This window comes from Streptomyces sp. NPDC101776 (assembly GCF_044766845.1).
In the GTDB taxonomy this organism is placed as follows: domain Bacteria; phylum Actinomycetota; class Actinomycetes; order Streptomycetales; family Streptomycetaceae; genus Streptomyces.
In genome coordinates, this window is record NZ_JBIWMV010000018.1 from 136,763 (window position 1) to 153,595 (window position 16,833).

The 16,833-nt window shown below is 70.8% G+C and carries 17 protein-coding genes; 5 read left to right on the forward strand and 12 right to left on the reverse strand.

Going from position 1 to position 16,833, the window contains the following annotated elements:
- Positions 1-14: 14 nt before the first annotated feature.
- The 6 genes from thpD to ACIRRY_RS39215 form a co-directional block, all read right to left on the reverse strand.
- Entirely contained in the window at positions 15-911 is an 897-nt protein-coding gene (thpD, locus tag ACIRRY_RS39190; RefSeq protein ID WP_403982822.1) for an ectoine hydroxylase, read from the reverse strand.
- A gap of 5 nt (positions 912-916) precedes the next feature.
- Positions 917-1,321, reverse strand: coding sequence for an ectoine synthase (locus ACIRRY_RS39195; RefSeq protein ID WP_403982825.1), 405 nt, complete (start codon positions 1,319-1,321; stop codon positions 917-919).
- A gap of 45 nt (positions 1,322-1,366) precedes the next feature.
- Positions 1,367-2,638 (reverse strand): diaminobutyrate--2-oxoglutarate transaminase, encoded by a 1,272-nt coding sequence (ectB, locus tag ACIRRY_RS39200; RefSeq protein WP_403982827.1) that lies wholly within the window; start codon positions 2,636-2,638, stop codon positions 1,367-1,369.
- 47 nt (positions 2,639-2,685) lie between these two features.
- Positions 2,686-3,204, reverse strand: a complete 519-nt coding sequence (ectA, locus tag ACIRRY_RS39205; RefSeq protein ID WP_403982829.1) for a diaminobutyrate acetyltransferase — start codon at positions 3,202-3,204, stop codon at positions 2,686-2,688.
- Positions 3,205-3,459: 255 nt separating this feature from the next.
- Positions 3,460-3,912: a DinB family protein gene (locus ACIRRY_RS39210; RefSeq protein WP_403983036.1), complete on the reverse strand. Its 453-nt coding sequence runs from the start codon at positions 3,910-3,912 to the stop codon at positions 3,460-3,462.
- A 99-nt stretch (positions 3,913-4,011) separates the two neighbouring features.
- Complete coding sequence (locus tag ACIRRY_RS39215; RefSeq protein ID WP_403982831.1) at positions 4,012-5,112, reverse strand: pyridoxal-phosphate-dependent aminotransferase family protein; 1,101 nt, start codon at positions 5,110-5,112, stop codon at positions 4,012-4,014.
- A gap of 192 nt (positions 5,113-5,304) precedes the next feature.
- Between ACIRRY_RS39215 and ACIRRY_RS39220 the strand changes: the two genes are divergently transcribed.
- The 5 genes from ACIRRY_RS39220 (at position 5,305) to ACIRRY_RS39240 (ending at position 9,992) form a co-directional block, all read left to right on the forward strand.
- Complete coding sequence (locus tag ACIRRY_RS39220) at positions 5,305-6,168, forward strand: transporter substrate-binding domain-containing protein (RefSeq protein WP_403982834.1); 864 nt, start codon at positions 5,305-5,307, stop codon at positions 6,166-6,168.
- Positions 6,165-6,992 (forward strand): amino acid ABC transporter permease, encoded by an 828-nt coding sequence (locus ACIRRY_RS39225; RefSeq protein WP_403982837.1) that lies wholly within the window; start codon positions 6,165-6,167, stop codon positions 6,990-6,992. Before ACIRRY_RS39220 ends, ACIRRY_RS39225 begins: the two co-directional genes overlap by 4 nt.
- The gene (locus tag ACIRRY_RS39230; protein WP_403982840.1) at positions 6,989-7,777 is read left to right on the forward strand and encodes an amino acid ABC transporter ATP-binding protein; all 789 of its coding nucleotides are present in this window, start codon (positions 6,989-6,991) and stop codon (positions 7,775-7,777) included. The genes ACIRRY_RS39225 and ACIRRY_RS39230 overlap by 4 nt, the downstream gene beginning before the upstream one ends.
- Positions 7,778-7,866: 89 nt before the next feature.
- Entirely contained in the window at positions 7,867-8,958 is a 1,092-nt protein-coding gene (locus ACIRRY_RS39235; protein WP_403982842.1) for an amidohydrolase family protein, read from the forward strand.
- Positions 8,959-9,089: 131 nt separating this feature from the next.
- The gene (locus ACIRRY_RS39240; protein WP_403982845.1) at positions 9,090-9,992 is read left to right on the forward strand and encodes an SCO1860 family LAETG-anchored protein; all 903 of its coding nucleotides are present in this window, start codon (positions 9,090-9,092) and stop codon (positions 9,990-9,992) included.
- A gap of 407 nt (positions 9,993-10,399) precedes the next feature.
- Here the strand turns inward: ACIRRY_RS39240 and cobC are convergent, their stop codons facing one another.
- From cobC to cobM, 6 genes are read right to left on the reverse strand one after another with little or no spacing between them, the layout of a single operon-like run.
- Positions 10,400-11,485, reverse strand: coding sequence for an Rv2231c family pyridoxal phosphate-dependent protein CobC (cobC, locus tag ACIRRY_RS39245; RefSeq protein WP_403982848.1), 1,086 nt, complete (start codon positions 11,483-11,485; stop codon positions 10,400-10,402).
- Entirely contained in the window at positions 11,475-12,422 is a 948-nt protein-coding gene (locus ACIRRY_RS39250; RefSeq protein ID WP_403982850.1) for a sirohydrochlorin chelatase, read from the reverse strand. The genes cobC and ACIRRY_RS39250 overlap by 11 nt, the downstream gene beginning before the upstream one ends.
- A complete protein-coding gene (locus tag ACIRRY_RS39255) occupies positions 12,419-13,009 on the reverse strand; it encodes a precorrin-8X methylmutase (protein ID WP_403983039.1) in 591 nt (196 codons plus the stop codon). The genes ACIRRY_RS39250 and ACIRRY_RS39255 overlap by 4 nt, the downstream gene beginning before the upstream one ends.
- 5 nt (positions 13,010-13,014) lie before the next feature.
- Positions 13,015-14,724, reverse strand: coding sequence for a precorrin-3B C(17)-methyltransferase (cobJ, locus tag ACIRRY_RS39260; protein ID WP_403982852.1), 1,710 nt, complete (start codon positions 14,722-14,724; stop codon positions 13,015-13,017).
- Positions 14,721-15,959, reverse strand: a complete 1,239-nt coding sequence (gene cbiE / locus ACIRRY_RS39265) for a precorrin-6y C5,15-methyltransferase (decarboxylating) subunit CbiE (protein WP_403982854.1) — start codon at positions 15,957-15,959, stop codon at positions 14,721-14,723. Before cbiE ends, cobJ begins: the two co-directional genes overlap by 4 nt.
- Entirely contained in the window at positions 15,956-16,789 is an 834-nt protein-coding gene (cobM, locus tag ACIRRY_RS39270; protein WP_403982857.1) for a precorrin-4 C(11)-methyltransferase, read from the reverse strand. Before cobM ends, cbiE begins: the two co-directional genes overlap by 4 nt.
- Positions 16,790-16,833: the final 44 nt, after the last annotated feature.

The following is a 16,833-nucleotide window of genomic DNA, read 5'->3' on the forward strand; positions in this document are numbered from 1 at the left end:
TCGGAAGGGGCGGGTCACCGCACCGGGGTGAAGTCCCGTGCCCCGATGAACTCCGGCCGACGCACCGGCGCCGCGAACGGCTCGACCGCCTTGTTCTCCACGCTGTTGAACACGATGAAGACGTTGCTGCGCGGGAACGGGGTGATGTTGTCGCCGGAGCCGTGCATGCAGTTGCAGTCGAACCAGGTCGCCGAACCGGCCCTGCCCGTGAACAACTTGATGCCGTACGCGGCGGCCATGCCGGTCAGCGCGTCGTCGGACGGGGTGCCCGCGTCCTGCATCTGGAGCGACTGGCGGTAGTTGTCCTCGGGGGTCGCGCCCGCGCAGCCGAGGAACGTGCGGTGCGAGCCCGGCATGATCATGAGGCCGCCGTTGGTGTCGTGGTTCTCGGTGAGCGCGATCGACACGGACACGGTGCGCATGTTCGGCAGACCGTCCTCGGCGTGCCAGGTCTCGAAGTCCGAGTGCCAGTAGAAGCCGCTCGCCCCGAAGCCGGGCTTCACATTGATCCGGGACTGGTGGACGTACACGTCCGAGCCGAGGATCTGGCGGGCCCGCCCGACGACCCGCTCGTCCCGCACGAGCCGCGCGAACACCTCGCTGATCCGGTGCACCTCGAAGACGGACCGGATCTCCTTCGACTGCGGCTCGACGATCGACCGTTCGTCGGCCCGGATCGCGGGGTCGGCGACCAGGCGCTCCAACTCCCGGCGGTAGACGTCGACTTCGTCGTCGGGCAGCAGGTCCTGCATGGCGAGGAAGCCGTCGCGCTCGAAGGTCTGGAGGTCGGTCGTCGGGATCGGCCCCGGGGTGTCGGGGGAGCCCCAGACGACGGGGTCCTTGCGCGGGCCGGACACCTCGGTGATGCCGCGGCTGGGGTACAGGTCGGTGACGCTGGTGACGGTGGTCATGCTCGTCAGACCTCCTCGGGCTCGGTCAGCAGCGGATAGACGCCGTTCTCGTCGTGGTCCTCCCGTCCGGTGACGGGCGGGTTGAAGACACAGATGCAGCGGAAGTCCTCCTTGATCCGCATCGTGTGCCGCTCGTGCCCGTCGAGGAGGTACGTGGTCCCGGGCGTGATCGTGTACGTCATCCCGGTCTCGTTGTCGGTGAGTTCGGCCTCGCCCTCGACACAGACGACGGCCTCGATGTGGTTCGCGTACCACATCGACGTCTCGGTCCCCGCGTACAGGACGGTCTCGTGGACCGAGAAGCCGACCCGCTCCTTGGCGAGGACGACGCGCTTGCTCTCCCAGGTGCCGGACGCGGCCTTGATGTGCCGGTCGGTGCCTTCGAGTTCCTTGAACGAACGGACAATCACGGTGTGGTGACGCCTCCTTGGCGTGGTGTCGGACGGTCGGGTTGTTCAGACGGTTTCGCGTACGGCGCGGGCGAGGACGCTCAGGCCCTCGTCCAGCTCCTCCGGGGTGATGGTCAGCGCGGGGAGGAGTTTCACGACCTCGCCCTGCGGGCCCGACGTCTCGACGAGCAGGCCGAGTTCGAAGGCCCGGGCGCAGATGCGTCCGGCGCGCTCGGGGTCCTTGAACTCGATGCCCCAGACCAGCCCGCGGCCCCGGTACTCCTTGATGTCGGCGAGGTTCTCCTCGGTGATGGAGATCAGCCCCTGCTCGACCTGCTCACCGCGGGTCCGGGTCTGCTTCTCCATCGCGGAGCCGTCCGCCCAGTACGTCTCCAGGGCGGCGGTGGCGGTGACGAACGCCGGGTTGTTGCCGCGGAACGTACCGTTGTGCTCGCCCGGCTCCCAGATGTCCAGCTCCGGCTTGAACAGGCACAGCGACATGGGAAGGCCGTAGCCGCTGATGGACTTGGAGACGGTGACGATGTCGGGCACAATGCCCGACTCCTCGAAGGAGAAGAACGCGCCGGTGCGCCCGCAGCCCATCTGGATGTCGTCGACGATGAGCAGCATGTCCTGGCGCTCGCACAACTCGGCGAGCGCGCGCAGCCATTCGGGACGGGCGGCGTTGATGCCGCCCTCGCCCTGCACGGTCTCGACGATCACGGCGGCCGGCTTGTTGAGGCCGGAGCCCTGGTCCTCCAACAGCCGCTCGAACCACAGGAAGTCGGGGACCTGGCCGTCGAAGTAGTTGTCGAACGGCATCGGCGTGCCGTGCACCAGCGGGATACCGGCACCCGCCCGCTTGAAGGCGTTGCCGGTCACGGCCAGTGAGCCGAGCGACATGCCGTGGAAGGCGTTGGTGAACGACACGATCGACTCGCGGCCCTTCACCTTCCGCGCCAATTTCAGTGCGGATTCAACGGCGTTGGTGCCGGTCGGGCCCGGGAACATCACCTTGTACGGCAGGTCGCGGGGCCGCAGCACCAGGTCCTGGAAGGTCTCCAGGAACGCGCGCTTCGCACTGGTCGACATGTCGAGCCCGTGCGTGACGCCGTCCCGCTCCAGGTAGTCGATCAACGCCCGTTTCAGGACCGGGTTGTTGTGTCCGTAGTTGAGTGAGCCGGCGCCCGCGAAGAAGTCGAGGTAGGCGTGGCCGTCCTCGTCGTACATACGGCTGCCCCGGGCCCGGTCGAAGACGGTGGGCCAGCCGCGGCAGTAGCTGCGGACCTCGGACTCCAGGGTCTCGAAGACGCTGAGATCGGGCTGGGTGATGGTCACGCGAATTGCTCCTCGGTGGGTGTGGGGGGTTCTCGGAGGCTGGGGGCTCAGAGACTCAACGGGCCGATCTGGTAGAGCACTTCGGGGTCGTGCGGTCCGTCCGGAAAGTCACCGGCCTCGAACAGGACCGTGCGCTCGACGGTGGCGCCGTGCCGTTCGGCGTACGACGTGAAGAGGCGCTCGGAGGCGGTGTTGCCGGGCGAGATCGTGGTCTCGATCCCGGTCACCCCGTACTCGGCCGCGACCCGCTCGCCGAGTCCGTCGAGCATCCGGGAGGCAAGTCCGCGACCGCGCTGCGCGGCGTCCACGGCCACCTGCCACACGAGCAGGGTGCCCGGCCGGTCCGGCGGCACGTACCCGGTGACGAAGCCGACCGGCTCCCCGCGCTCGTCCCGTACGACCGCCGACGTACCGGCGAAGTCCCGGCACCACAGCAGATAGCTGTACGACGAGTTCAGGTCGAGGGCGTCCGAGTTCTTGGCAATACGCCAGAGTGCGGCGCCGTCGGCCACCGTGGGGCGGTCGATGTACAGATCGGCAAACAGGTCGGCTCGGGTGGCAGTCATGCGAATTGAATTTACCGAGGGAAATTTGAAATTGCATGGAGGGAGGGGGTTACGTCTGAGGCTGCGCTGTGTTATCACGCGTGCATGTGCGTGAGGTATGTACTGGTTTGACCCGCATGTAAGCCGTAAATCGGGTGCCCTGTGTAACGGGTCACAAGCGTGTAACCCTCACGGGATCTACGCGAATTGTTTGCGTTTAGGTGCGCGGAAATCGGGCAGGAGAATTCTGGAATTGCATCCGAATTGAGCGCGCTATTACGTCCCGGTCAACCCGTCGATGCTTTCTCGCAGGATATCGGCGTGGCCGTTGTGCCGCGCGTACTCCTCGACCAGATGGATAAGCGCCCGTCGCGGACTGACCCGGAGCCCGGCCATCGACCCGTCGGTGACCCGCCCGACGTGGTCCAGCGACAGCCCCGCGCAGTGCTCCTGGCCCCGCGCGATCTTCCGCCGCCATACGGCCGGCGCCTCTTCGATCCCGCGCCCGGGGTCGAGGGCGTATCCGCCCTCCGCGTCGTACACCGGCGGCACGTCGAGCCCGAACACCCGCTGGAACCAGTTCCGTTCGACCTCGGCGAGGTGCTGGACCAGGCCGAGCAACGTCAGCGACGAGGGCTCGGCCGCCGCCAGCCGTACCTGTGTGTCGTCGAGGCCGGCGCACTTCAACTCCAGCGTGGCCCGGTGGAAGGCGAGCCAGCCTTCGAGCATGGGGCGCTCGGCGCCCGTCACGAGAGGGAAGGGACGGCCGTCCGGGAGGGTCGGAGTCACGAGGGCCAGCGTAGGGAGCCGGCCCTCCGCGGCGCCGGGTTACCGCCACACCCCTTCAACGGCTCCCCGCGCACCTTCCGGATCCACCGACAGCCCCTGCTCGGCCAGTGCCGCGCCCAGCGCCGCCAAGCAGCTCTGTACCGCTCCCACCGTCGCGTCGGCCCCGTAGTGGTTGACCCGGATCATCTCCTTGGCCAGGGCGCCGCCACCCGCCACCAGCGGCAGGGTGGGGTCCGAGGCCAGGGCCCTCGCCACCAGTTCCGACGCGACGACACCCGGCGGTGTCCTGAGGGTCGTAGCGACGGGGGCGGCCTCGGTCGCGTCGTGGACGTAGGGTTCGAGGCCGCCGCCCAGGGCCACCGCTCCCGCCCGGGTCGCCGCGGCCGTGACGGCGTGGCGGCGCATCACCGTGTCCAGGCCCTCCGACTCGATCCGCTCCACGCACGCCTCCAGGGCGAGCATCTCCAACTGGGCCGGTGCGTGCGGCAGGGCCGTGCGGCCGGCGTCGGTCCAGCGGTCCTTCCAGTCGAGGAGGGAGAGGTACGAGCGGCGCGGGGCCCCGGGGTTCGAGGTCATGCGGGTCCAGGCCCGTGTGCTCACCGACACCGCCGATACGCCCGCCGGGCCGCCCATCGCTTTCTGTGCGCCGATCACGCACAGGTCGACACCCCAGGCGTCCGGCAGCACCGGCTCCGCGCCGATGGAGGCCACCGCGTCCAGGTAGAGGAGCGCGCCGTGCGCGCGCACGGCCTCGCCGATCTCCGCGACCGGGTTCGTGTTGCCGGTCGCCGCCTCCGCGTGGACGAGGGAGACGAAGTCGATCTCCGGGTGTTCCGTGAAGGCGTCCCGGATCTGGTCGGCGGTCACCGCCGTGTGGAACGGGACCGCCAGGTCGATCACCTCGGCGCCGCAGTCCCGCAGCCAGTTCCCGAAGGTCTGCCCGTACGGTCCGGTGATCACGTTCAGCGCGACCGTGCCCGGGCCGGCCGTCGAACGGATCGCGCCCTCCAGCGGCAGCAACGCCTCGCCCTGCATGATCACGACATCCTGCTCGGTACCGAGCAACCGAGCCACCCGGTCCTCGATCGCGGCGAAGTGCGCGGCGCTCAGCGGGGCCAGGTCGAGGAAGGGGTGCGTCACGGGGGTGCTCTTTCAGCCGAGGGGACCGAGGTGTCCCGGGATCGATGGGAACGAGCGTAACCGGCGCCCCTGGGCCCCCTCTGACCGGCGACTTCTTAGCCCGTACGGCCCCGTGTCCACCGGTCCACGGCGAGCGGTCCACCCGGCTCCTCCGAATAATCGGAAGCCACAGTTCCGTCACAGGAGGCCTCCGTGAACACGCTCCTCGGCCGCCGGGCCCGCACCCTGGCCGCCACCACCGCGACGGCCGCACTCGTCCTCGTGGCCGGCTGTACGTCGAGCGACAGCGGGGGCAGCGGTTCGAAGACCGCGGCCGGCGGCGTCGAACTGGTGAAAGCCGGTCAGCTCACCACCTGCACGCACCTGCCCTACCCGCCCTTCCAGTCCGAGATCGACGGCAAGGTGCAGGGCTTCGACGTCTCCCTCATCGACCTCGTCGCCAAGAACCTCGGCGTGAAGCAGACGATTCTCGACACCCCGTTCGAGAACTTCAAGACCGGCGCCTTCCTCAACGCCGACGAGTGCGACCTGGCCGCCGCCGGCATGACCATCACCGCCGAACGCAAGAAGAACGTCGACTTCTCCGACCCCTACTTCGACGCCACCCAGGCCGTCCTCGTCGACAAGAAGAGCGGCATCACCTCGCTCGCCGATGTGAAGACCAAGGGCAAGAAGCTCGGCGCGCAGGCGCAGACCACCGGCGAGGACTACGCGAAGAGCAAGGGCTTCGACCCCGTCTCCTTCGAGTCCTCCGACGCCGTCCTCAACGGCCTGCGCACCGGCCAGGTCCAGGCCGTCATCATCGACTACCCGGTCGTCCAGGGCTGGCTCAAGACCAAGGCCAACGCGGACGCCTTCGAGGTCGTCGACAACCTCAACACCGGTGAGCAGTACGGCTTCACGGTCAAGAAGGGCAACACGAAACTCCTCGCCGCCGTCAACAGGGCCATCAAGGACGCGAAGGCCGACGGGACGTACAAGAAGCTGTACGAGAAGTGGATCGGCCCGTACGACGCCGGCGCCGCCTCGCCCTCGGCCTCCCCGTCCGCCTCATGACCGACCTGCGACTCCAGCCGCGGGCAAAAGGCCTGACGCGTCGTCAACGGCGCAGGCTGTCCAGGGGAGTTCAGTACGTCGTGTTCCTCGGCGCGGTGATCGCCTTCGCGGTCACCGCCGACTGGGGGCGCCTGAAGAACCAGTTCGCGCAGTGGAGCATCGCCAAGCAGATGTTCCCCGACGTCATCACGCTGGCGTTGAAGAACACCGTGCTCTACACCTTCTCCGGCTTCGTCTTCGGGCTCGTGCTCGGCATGGTCGTCGCGCTGATGCGGCTGTCGTCGGTCGGGCCGTACCGCTGGCTCGCCGGGATCTACATCGAGATCTTCCGGGGACTGCCCGCCCTGCTGATCTTCATCTTCGTAGGCGTCGCGGTGCCGCTCGCCTTCCCCGGCACGGAGATCATCGGCGGTACCTACGGCAAGGTCGCCCTCGCGCTCGGCCTGGTGTCGGCCGCGTACATGGCCGAGACGATCCGCGCGGGCATCCAGGCGGTGCCCAAGGGGCAGTTGGAGGCGGCCCGTTCGCTCGGCTTCTCGCAGGCGCGGGCCATGGTGTCGATCGTCGTCCCGCAGGCGTTCCGGATCATCCTGCCGCCGCTGACCAACGAACTCGTCCTCCTCTTCAAGGACTCCTCGCTGGTCCTGTTCCTCGGCGTCACCCTGGAGGAACGCGAACTGTCCAAATACGGACGCGACTTGGCCAGTACGACGGCCAACTCCACGCCGATCCTGGTGGCGGGCCTGTGCTATCTGTTGGTCACCATCCCGCTGAGCTTCGTGGTGCGCCGTATGGAGACGAAGACGGGGGAGGCCGTGCGATGACCGCCCTGTCCGGGAGTCCCGAGATCGAAGTCCGGGGCCTGCACAAGTCGTTCGGCACGAACGAGGTGCTGCGCGGGATCGACCTGGAGATCGGACAGGGGGAGGTGGTGTGCGTCATCGGGCCGTCCGGCTCGGGCAAGTCGACGCTCCTGCGCTGCGTGAACCTGCTCGAAGAACCCACCCAGGGGCGGGTGTTCGTCGGCGGCACCGAAGTCACCGACCCGGACGTCGACATCGATGCCGTACGTCGCCGTATCGGCATGGTCTTCCAGCAGTTCAACCTGTTCCCGCACCTGTCTGTCACCGAGAACCTCACCCTGCCCCAACGCCGGGTCCTGCGCCGGGACAAGGCGGAAGCGGCGAAGGTGGCCGCGGAGAACCTGCGGCGCGTGGGCCTCTCGGAGAAGGCCGACGCCTACCCCGCCTCCCTCTCCGGCGGTCAGCAGCAACGCGTCGCGATCGCGCGGGCGTTGGCCATGGACCCCGAGGTCATGCTCTTCGACGAACCGACCTCGGCGCTCGACCCGGAGCTGGTGGGGGACGTGCTGGCGGTGATGCGGATGCTCGCGAACGAGGGCATGACGATGATGGTGGTCACCCATGAGATGACGTTCGCGCGGGAGGTGGCGGACCGGGTGGTGTTCATGGACGGGGGCGTGATCGTCGAGGACGGCAGCCCGGACCGGGTCATCGCCGATCCGCAGCACGATCGAACGCGCCTCTTCTTGTCCCGTCTGCTGGACCCGGCGATGACTGAAGTGCCGGACGAGGGAGGCGCCCTTTAGGGGCGCGGGGCTGTGTCGATCTGCGGCTCCGCCGCGTGGGCGCGCCCAGCCCCCACCGGACCCGCACCCGACGAACTATCGTGCGTCCCATGAGCGATCAACCGGTGCTGCACGTAAAGGGCCGGGTCCTGGTGGGCCCCGAGGACATCCGCGACGAACTCTGGGTGATCGACGGCCGGATCTCCTACGACCGGCCAACCTACGGACGCGACGTCCGTACCGTGGACGGCTGGACCCTCCCCGGTCTCGTCGACGCCCACTGCCACGTAGGCCTCGGCACCCACGGCCCCGTCGACAAGGACACCGCCGAAACGCAGGCCCTCACCGACCGCGACGCCGGCACCCTCCTGCTGCGCGACGCCGGCTCGCCCTCGGACACCCGTTGGATCGACGACCGCGAAGACCTCCCGAAGATCATCCGCGCCGGCAAGCACATCGCCCGCACCCGCCGCTACATCCGCGACTTCGCCCACGAGATCGAACCCGACGAACTCGTCGCCTACGTCGGCCGGGAGGCCCAACGCGGCGACGGCTGGGTCAAGTTGGTCGGCGACTGGATCGACCGCGACCTCGGCGACCTGTCCGCCTGCTGGCCGCGTGACGCGGTGGAGGCGGCCATCGCCGAGGCCCACCGGCTCGGCGCCCGCGTCACCGCGCACTGCTTCGCCGAGGACGCGCTGCGCGACCTGGTCGAGGCGGGCATCGACTGCGTCGAGCACGCCACCGGCCTCACCGAGGACCTCATCCCGCTGTTCGCCTCGCGGGGCGTCGCGATCGTGCCGACCCTCGTGAACATCGCGACCTTCCCGCACCTCGCCGCGGGCGGCGAGACCAAGTACCCGCGCTGGTCCGCCCACATGCTCCGGCTCTACGACCGCCGCTACGACACCGTGCGCGCCGCCTACGACGCGGGCGTCCCGGTGTACGTCGGTACCGACGCGGGCGGCTCCCTCGCCCACGGCCTGGTCGCCGCCGAGGTCGCCGAACTCGTCACCGCCGGCATCCCGGCCGTGGAGGCGCTGTCGGCGACCGCGTGGGGCGCGCGGCGGTGGCTCGGGCGGCCGGGGCTCGAAGAGGGCGCACCGGCGGACTTCGTCGTGTACGAGGCGGATCCGCGCGCCGATGTGCGCGTGCTCGCGTCGCCGCGGCGGGTGGTGCTGAACGGGCTGGTGGTCGAATAGTCGCCAGGCGATTCGAATACGTTCACGGAAAACCCACGATGGGGTGAAGTGACGCGGGATCGCTGACGGTTCACTCGTCGTGGGTAATTCTTACCGGGTCCCAAGCATGTCTCTTCTGGGGGTCCCACACCTTGAACGGCACCAACTTCCGCATGCCCGCACGCCGTTGGGCCACCGTGGCCACGGCCACCGCGCTCGCCGCCGGTCCCGTGGCGCTGACCGGCGCGGGGTCCGCGCACGCGACCACCGACCAGGGTCGCGCGAGCGCCGTCGTCCTGCGAACCGGGCTCGACGTGTCCCTGCTCAACAAGACCGTGGATGCCCCGCTCGCGGTCTCCCTCAACGAGGTCCAGGCGCCGCAGAGTGCCGAAAAGACCGCGCTCACCGCCCAGTTGGACGGGGTGAACGGTGGGCGGCCGTTCAGTGTGCTCGGTGCGGATGTCGCCACGGCGAAGGCGACCGTGTCCGCGACCAAGGCCGAGGGGTACACGAACCTCGCCCATGTCCGGCTCCATGTCCCGGGGTTGCCGTTGCTGTCGCTCATCGAGGTCGACGCGGTGACGTCCAAGGCGACGTGTGAGGCGGGGAGGGCGCCGGTCGCCACGTCGCATCTGCCGGGGTCCGTGACGGTGCTCGGCAAGCGGGTCACGGTGACTGCCAGTGGTCCTACGGAGGTTCAGGTGCCGGGGGTCGGTTCGGTGCGCCTCGACTTGTCCAAGACCTCGACCACGTCCCGTACGGCTGCTGCGACCGCGCTCGAACTCAGGGTGTCCATCAACCCGTTGAAGCTGAACGTGGCGGATGTGGAGGGGACGGTGACGCTGGCGCGGGCGACGTGTGAGGCGCCGTCGCCGGCACCGGTGAAGCGGAGTTCCGATCCGGCGCCGGATGTGAAGCCGCAGGGGGCGCCCGCGGAGGCGGGGTTGGCCGAGACGGGGGGTAGTTCCGTGACGCCGTACATCGCGGGTGGGGCGGTGCTGTTGCTCGCGCTGGGCGGGGGAGCGGTGCTGATGACGCGCCGCCGCCGAACCTGACCCAACAACCTCTCCCACCCACCCACCCGTCTCGGGCGTTTGAAAGGGGACCTCTTGGGCGTTCGATTCGGGCGGTTGAGAGGGAAAGGCTTGATGGCGACCTTTCGGGTGGCCGAGTCGGGCGGGTAGGAAGGCGTGAAGGTGGCCTCTCGGCGGGCCGAGTCGGGCGGCACGTGGGAACGGCGTGGACGGAAGGCCTTGGAGGGTGACCTCTCGGGCGACCGCGTTGGGCGGGTAGGTGGGAAAGGCTTGAGGGTGCGCTCTCGGTCGTCCGAGTCGGGCGGCCAGTGGGCAGGGCTTGAGGGTGCGCTCTCGGCTCGCCGCGTCGGGCGGTGGGTGAGGAAGATTTGGAGGGCCCCCTTTGGTCGACCTGGCTGAGGAGCGGGTGAACCTAGCGGTGCGTCTCCTCACCGTCCCGACAACGTCACCGCCTGGTCCAGTGCCTGCAAGAACCGGTTGACGGTGGAGCGGTTCCGTACCGCCAGGCGGAGCCACTGTTCGTTCAAGCCGGGAAACGTGTCCCCGCGGCGAACGGCGAAGCCCAGGTCGCGCAGATGGCGCCGGACGGCGACCGCGTTGGGGACACGGACCAGGACGAAGGGGCCTTCGGCGGGCTCGACGACATGGAGTCCGTCGGGGGCGAACTCGGCCAGCCCGGCGACGAGATGGGCCCGGTCCGCGGCGACGCGGTGCGCGGCGTGGGCGGCCTCGGCGAGTGCCCGCGGCTCCACGCACGCCTCCGCCGCGGCGAGCGCCGGCGTGGACACCGGCCAGAGGGGTTGGGCCCGCTCCAGTTCCGCGATCGTGTCGGGGGCGGCGAGGACGTAGCCGATCCGCAGCCCCGCCAGCCCCCACGTCTTGGTGAGGCTGCGGAGGACCACCAGGCCGGGGATATCGGTCCGCCCCGCGAGGGCCTCGCGCTCACCCGGCACCGCGTCCATGAACGCCTCGTCGACCACCAACGTCCGCCCGGGGCGCGCGAGTTGGCCGATGGCGTCGGCCGGGTGCAGGACGGACGTGGGGTTCGTGGGGTTGCCGATCACCACCAGGTCCGCGTCCTCGGGGACCGCCCCCGGATCCAGCCGGAATCCGTCCGCCTCCCGCAACAGCACCCGCTCCACCGCGTGCCCCGCGTCCCGCAACGCCGCCTCCGGCTCCGTGAACTGCGGGTGCACGACGACCGGCTGACGGACCTTCAGCGCGCGGGCGAGCAGCACGAAGGCCTCGGCGGCACCCGCCGTCAGCAGGACGCGTTCCACCGGCAGCCCGTGCCGCGCCGCGACCGCCGCCCGCGCGGCCCGCCCGTCCGGGTAGGCGGCGAGGCCGGTCAGCGAACCGGCTATCCGCCCGCGCAACCAGGCGGGCGGCGTGTCCGCGCGGACGTTCACCGCGAGGTCGATCAACTGCGCGCCGTCGTCGCGGACTTCGGCGTCACCGTGATGACGGAGGTCATGGGTCTCGCGCGCCGGATCGTGGGCTCTGTCAGTGTGCATGCGCGTGCCCACCGTGATGGTGATGCCCGTGGTGGTGACCGCCGTGCTCTCCGTCATGGTGACCGTCGTCGTCCGGGTGGAAGTGCGGCTGCTGCGGCTGCCCCACCTTGTCCTCGAAGCCGGGCAGCGCGATGCGGTACACGCACGAGTCGCAGTTCATCCGCAGATCGCCCTTGACCGCCTCCCGGTACCGCTCCATCACCAGGTCCAGCAACTCGGGCTCCGGGCCGATGACTTCGGCCGACCGCACCTCGATGTCCGGATGCGCCGCCGCCCAGCCCTCCGTCTGCTGCCGCACCCGCTCCGGCAGGATGCCGGTGAACAGGAAGTACGGCAGGACGACGATCCGGCGGGCGCCCAGCTTCACGCAGCGGTCCAGGCCGCTCGGCACGTCCGGCGCGGCCAGCGACACGAACGCCGGTTCCACGCCCGCGTATCCGCGCCCCTCCCACAGCAGCCGCGCCGCCTTGTGCACCTCCGCGTTGGCGTCCGGGTCCGTCGAACCGCGCCCCACAAGCAGCACGGTCACATCGGCCCGGTCGGCGGGCGTCCGCGCCGACTCGCCGAGCGCCTCGTCGAGCCGCCGCTCCAGCACGTTCAGCAGCGACGGATGCGGGCCCAGCGGACGGCCGTACGTGTAGGAGATCCCCGTGTGCCGCTCCTTCTCCCGGGCCAGCGCCGCCGGGATGTCCCCCTTGGCGTGCCCGGCGGACACCAGCATCAGCGGTACGGCGGCGAACCGGCGCACCCCCCGCTCCACCAGCTCGGTCACCGCGTCGCCCAGCGGCGGCGGCGACAGCTCGATGAACCCGCCCGCGACGGGCAGTTCGGGGTGGCGGCGGCCCAACTCCCGTACGAAGGAACGGAACGCCTCGGCTCCGGCCTCGTCCCGGGTGCCGTGTCCGGCGATGAGCAGGGCGGGCGGCGGGGTGGTCACGATTTCTCCTCGATATCTGAAACAGGGTGGTACAGCAGGGCGTTGAGGGCGGCCGCGGCGACCGCCGAACCGCCTTTCTCGGACACGTTGCTCACCGCGGGCAGCCCGCTCGCGCGCAACGCGGCCTTGGACTCGACCGCGCCGACGAAGCCGACGGGCAGCCCGATGACGAGCGCGGGGGAGGCGTCCAGCGTCAGCAACTCCTCCAGGGCGGTCGGCGCGTTGCCGATCACCCAGAGGGCGCCGGGCCCGACCTCCTCGTAGGCGAGCCGGATCGCGTGTGCCGAACGCGTCAGCCCGGGACCGGACTTGGCGTCCGCAAGTCGGCACACGGTTGGGAGCTGGGTGATACCGGCCGCGACCATCGCCACGTCCACCACCACCGGCGCCCCCGCGTGCAGCGCGCTGTGCGCCTTCGCCAACTCGCCCTCGTTCAGCACGAGATCGGACGCGTACTCCAGATCGGCGGCGGAGTGGACGACCCGCTCCACCACCGCGCGGCTCAGCGGCGGGAGGTGCGAGGTGTCCAGCCGGGCGCGCATCCGCCGGTACGACTCCACCTCGATGGGATGCACCACACGGTCCACGGGGGTCACTCGGCGCCCTCCTCTGCTGCCTGAGCCGCCTGCCAGCGGTACCCGCGCGGCGTCACCATGCGCCCCGCGATGTCCCGGGTGGCAGTGTTGCCCACGGTCACCACCGTCATCATGTCCACTGTCGCCGGATCGAGCGCGGCCAGTGTCGTCAGTCGGCTGGATCCGTCGGGCCGCGAGGCGTTCCGTACGACACCCACCGGGGTCGTCGGCTCCCGGTGCTCGGCGAGGATCGCGAGGGCCTTCGGGAGCTGCCAGTCCCGGCCCCGGCTACGGGGGTTGTAGAACGTCACCACGATGTCCGCCTCGGCCGCCGCCCGTACCCGGCGCTCGATGATCTCCCACGGCGTGTGCAGATCGGAGAGGCTGATGGAGACGTGGTCGTGGCCGAGCGGTGCCCCGAGGATCGCGGCGGCGGCCAACGCGGCCGTCACGCCCGGGACTCCGACCACGTCGATGTCGTCCGACGCCTCCGCGAGCGCGGGCGAGGCCATCGCGTACACCCCGGCGTCACCACTGCCGATCAGCGCGACGGCCTGCCCCTTCCGCGCCTCGGCCACGGCGGTACGGGCCCGCTCCTCCTCGGCGCCGAGCCCCGACTCCAGGACCAGCGTCCCGGGCCGCAGCAGATCGCGGATCTGGTCGACGTACTGGTCGAGCCCCACCAGCACGGCCGCGCGCCGGAGTTCGGCCTTGGCGCGCGGGGTGAGCAGATCGCGGGCGCCCGGCCCGAGCCCGACCACCGCGAGCCGCCCGCGCGCGACCCGCCGTACGACGGCACAGGTCGCCATCGCGGGCCGGCCGTCGGCGCGCTCCGACTTCCGCTTGGGGACGAGGAGTTCGCCGCCCCGCGCGAGAGCCGCGGCCTCCGCCACGGACGGTGTGCCGACGGCCGCGAGCGGCGCGGCGGACGGATTGGGCACGTCTACGGCCGCCAACTCCTCGGCGGAGTAGGTCACCAGAGGTACCCCGAGGCGCTGAGCCGCCTCGACGATGCCGGGCTCGTCGGCCTTGGCGTCGACAGTGGCGAGTTCGGCGAGGGACTTCAAGGAAAGCCCCGCGTCACGCACCGCGCTCTCGATGAGCACCACCACCTCGTCCACCGGGGCACCCTTGGACGCCCCGACCCCGACGACGAGTGACGGCGGCCGGAGTACGACCTCCCGCTCGCCTGCTTCGACCGCGCGATCGGTGACCCGGATGACGTAGGAGCCGTTGGCGGACAACTTCAGCGGCGGCAGCGGCCACGCCGACTCGGCGTCCAGGGCGACCGGTTCACCGTCCAGCAGGGCCCGTGAGACCCCGGCGACGTCGCCCTCCACGGGGAACCCGAGCGTGTCCAGACCGGGGACGCCCACCGCGTCCGTGGCCGTGGTCACCACGGGCTGCGCGGCGAGCGACTCGCCCACCTCGACGGCGAGTTCATTGGCCCCGCCGCCATGCCCGCCGACCAGCGACACGGCGAACCGGCCGCCCTCGTCGACGCACACGACCCCGGGGTCGGTCCGCTTGTCGGCCAACAGCGGGGCGATCAGCCGTACTACGGCCCCCGTGGCGAGGAAACACACGAGCTGCTCGCACTCCGCGAACGCGGCCCGGACGGCGTCCCCGACGGGACCCTCGTAGACACGCGTACGGTCCGGCCACGCGGCGGCCAGCCGGTCGCGCGCCGTCGCTCCCGCCGCGGTGGCGGAGATGAGGCCGATCACTGAGCAACTCCTTCAGCAGGTGCCGGAGGCCGGACGCCCCACAGCAGGAAAACGGGGTTGGTGGCCGCCAGCCGGGTCACGTCCCCGGGCAGCGGCGCCAGCCGGGACGACTGCAACAGCACTCCGTCGACCGCGAAGCCGACACCGCCGAGCGCCTCGCGCACCGCCGGTACCCGGTCGAGCGCGGCCATCGCGACGACCACGGTCCGCCGGGCCCGCCGCGCGCACGCGGTGACGATGGCGGGCAGTTCGCGCCCGCCCCCGCCGACGAACACGGCGTCGGGGTCGTCGAGGTCGGACAGTACGGTCGGCGCCGCCCCGTGCACGGTGTGGACGTCCACGCCGTGCGCCTCGGCGTTGGCGCGGATCCGCTCGACACCGTCCCGGGTCTTCTCGACGGCGGTGACGGCGGCGCCGAGCCGCGCGCACTCCACGGCCACGGACCCGGAGCCCGAGCCGACGTCCCACACCAGGTCGCCGAGCCGCGGACCGAGCCGGGCCAGCGCCAGCGCCCGTACCTCGAACTTGGTGATCATCGAGTCCCGGTGCTCGAACTCCCGCTCGTCCAGCGCCCATTGGGCGGGTCCGACGGCGGCCCCGGCGACCGTCCGCACGGCACCCAGGGCTCGCGACTCGTCCAGACACAGCACCACGCTCACCGCCGTACCCCAGTCGCGGGCGGCGGCCTCGGCGGGCGTGACCCGTTCCACCTGTTCCTCATCGGAGCCCAGCGCGGACGCGACGACGAGGACGCGCCCGGTCACGCGGTGGGTGAGGGCGGCGCCCAGTTCGGCGGGACCGGCCCCCGGCCCGGTGAGCACGGCGACCTTGGGATGCGCGCGGCACGCGTTGACCGCCGTACGGAGATCGCGTCCGTGCGCGCTGACGACGACCGCGTCGTCCCAGGTCAGCCCGGCGCGGGCGAAGGCGGTGGCGACGGAGGAGACACCGGGGCGGATATCGAGGGCGGCGCTGGGGAACCGTTCCGCCAGCGCCCGGACGATCCCGAAGAACCCGGGGTCCCCCGAGGCCAGCACGACGACCGGCTCGCCCTTCTCGACGTACGCCTCGATGGTGTCGAGGGCGGGGGCGAGCGGCCCGAGGACGAGCTGTTCGGCGCCCTCCGGGACCGCGACGGCGGCCAGATGGCGCCCGCCGCCGACGACGAGCCGGGCACCGGTGAACACGTCGTCCGCGACCGGCGCGCCCGTCCCCGTACCGACGACGGTGATCACGTGCTCGCGCCCCGCGAGCGCAGCGCCCTGCGGGCCTCCGGGTCGGCCTTGCGGAAGCCGTGGAAATGGCCCGGGTGGTAGAGGTGCGAGCGGGTGCCGTGGGCGTCGAGGGCCGGGCCGACCAGGAAGAGGGTGTGCTTCCAGAGCTTGTGCTCCTTGACCGTCTCCTCCAGCGTGCTGATCGTGCACTTCACGATCAGCTCCTCCGGCCAGGTCGCCTGGTAGGCGACGACGACGGGGGTGTCCGTCGGATAGCCGCCCTCCAGCAGTTCGCGCACCAACTGCCCGCTGCGGGCGGCCGACAGGAAGATCGCCATCGTCGTGCCGTGGCGCGCGAACTCCCGCACCTCCTCGCCGGGCGGCATCGGCGTCTTGCCCCCGCCGAGCCGGGTCAGGACGACGGACTGCGCGACCTCGGGGATCGTCAGCTCGCGCTGCGCGAGCGCGGCCACGGCCGAGAACGCCGAGACACCGGGCACGATCTCGGTCTCGATGCCGATCTCCGCGCACCGGTCGAGCTGCTCCTGTGTGCCGCCCCAGAGGGCCGGGTCGCCGGAGTGGATGCGCGCGACGCGCAGCCCTTCGCTGCGGGCCCGCTCGTAGACGGCGACGACGTCCTCCAGGGACATCGTCGCCGAGTCCAGGATCTCGGCGCCCTCGCGCGCGTGGTCGAGGACCTCCGCCTGCACCAGGCTGGCCGCCCAGATCACGACGTCGGCCTCGGCGATGGCGCGCGCGGCCCGGAACGTCAGCAGATCGGCGGCGCCGGGGCCGGCACCGACGAAGGTCACCTTGCCGGTGGGGGCGGCAGCGGTATCGACAGCGGCCATGGGGTCGGATCCTCTCAAACGGGATAAACAGAACGGGAACGTCA

Bases quoted from the DNA above. Each gene is read 5' to 3' on its own strand.
- thpD (WP_403982822.1), bottom strand. From the start codon at position 911: ATGACCACCGTCACCAGCGTCACCGACCTGTACCCCAGCCGCGGCATC.
- ectA (WP_403982829.1), bottom strand. From the start codon at position 3,204: ATGACTGCCACCCGAGCCGACCTGTTTGCCGATCTGTACATCGACCGC.
- ACIRRY_RS39210 (WP_403983036.1), bottom strand. From the start codon at position 3,912: ATGCTCGAAGGCTGGCTCGCCTTCCACCGGGCCACGCTGGAGTTGAAG.
- ACIRRY_RS39230 (WP_403982840.1), top strand. From the start codon at position 6,989: ATGACCGCCCTGTCCGGGAGTCCCGAGATCGAAGTCCGGGGCCTGCAC.
- cobM (WP_403982857.1), bottom strand. From the start codon at position 16,789: ATGGCCGCTGTCGATACCGCTGCCGCCCCCACCGGCAAGGTGACCTTC.
- cobC (WP_403982848.1), bottom strand. From the start codon at position 11,485: ATGCACACTGACAGAGCCCACGATCCGGCGCGCGAGACCCATGACCTC.
- ACIRRY_RS39225 (WP_403982837.1), top strand. From the start codon at position 6,165: ATGACCGACCTGCGACTCCAGCCGCGGGCAAAAGGCCTGACGCGTCGT.
- ACIRRY_RS39235 (WP_403982842.1), top strand. From the start codon at position 7,867: ATGAGCGATCAACCGGTGCTGCACGTAAAGGGCCGGGTCCTGGTGGGC.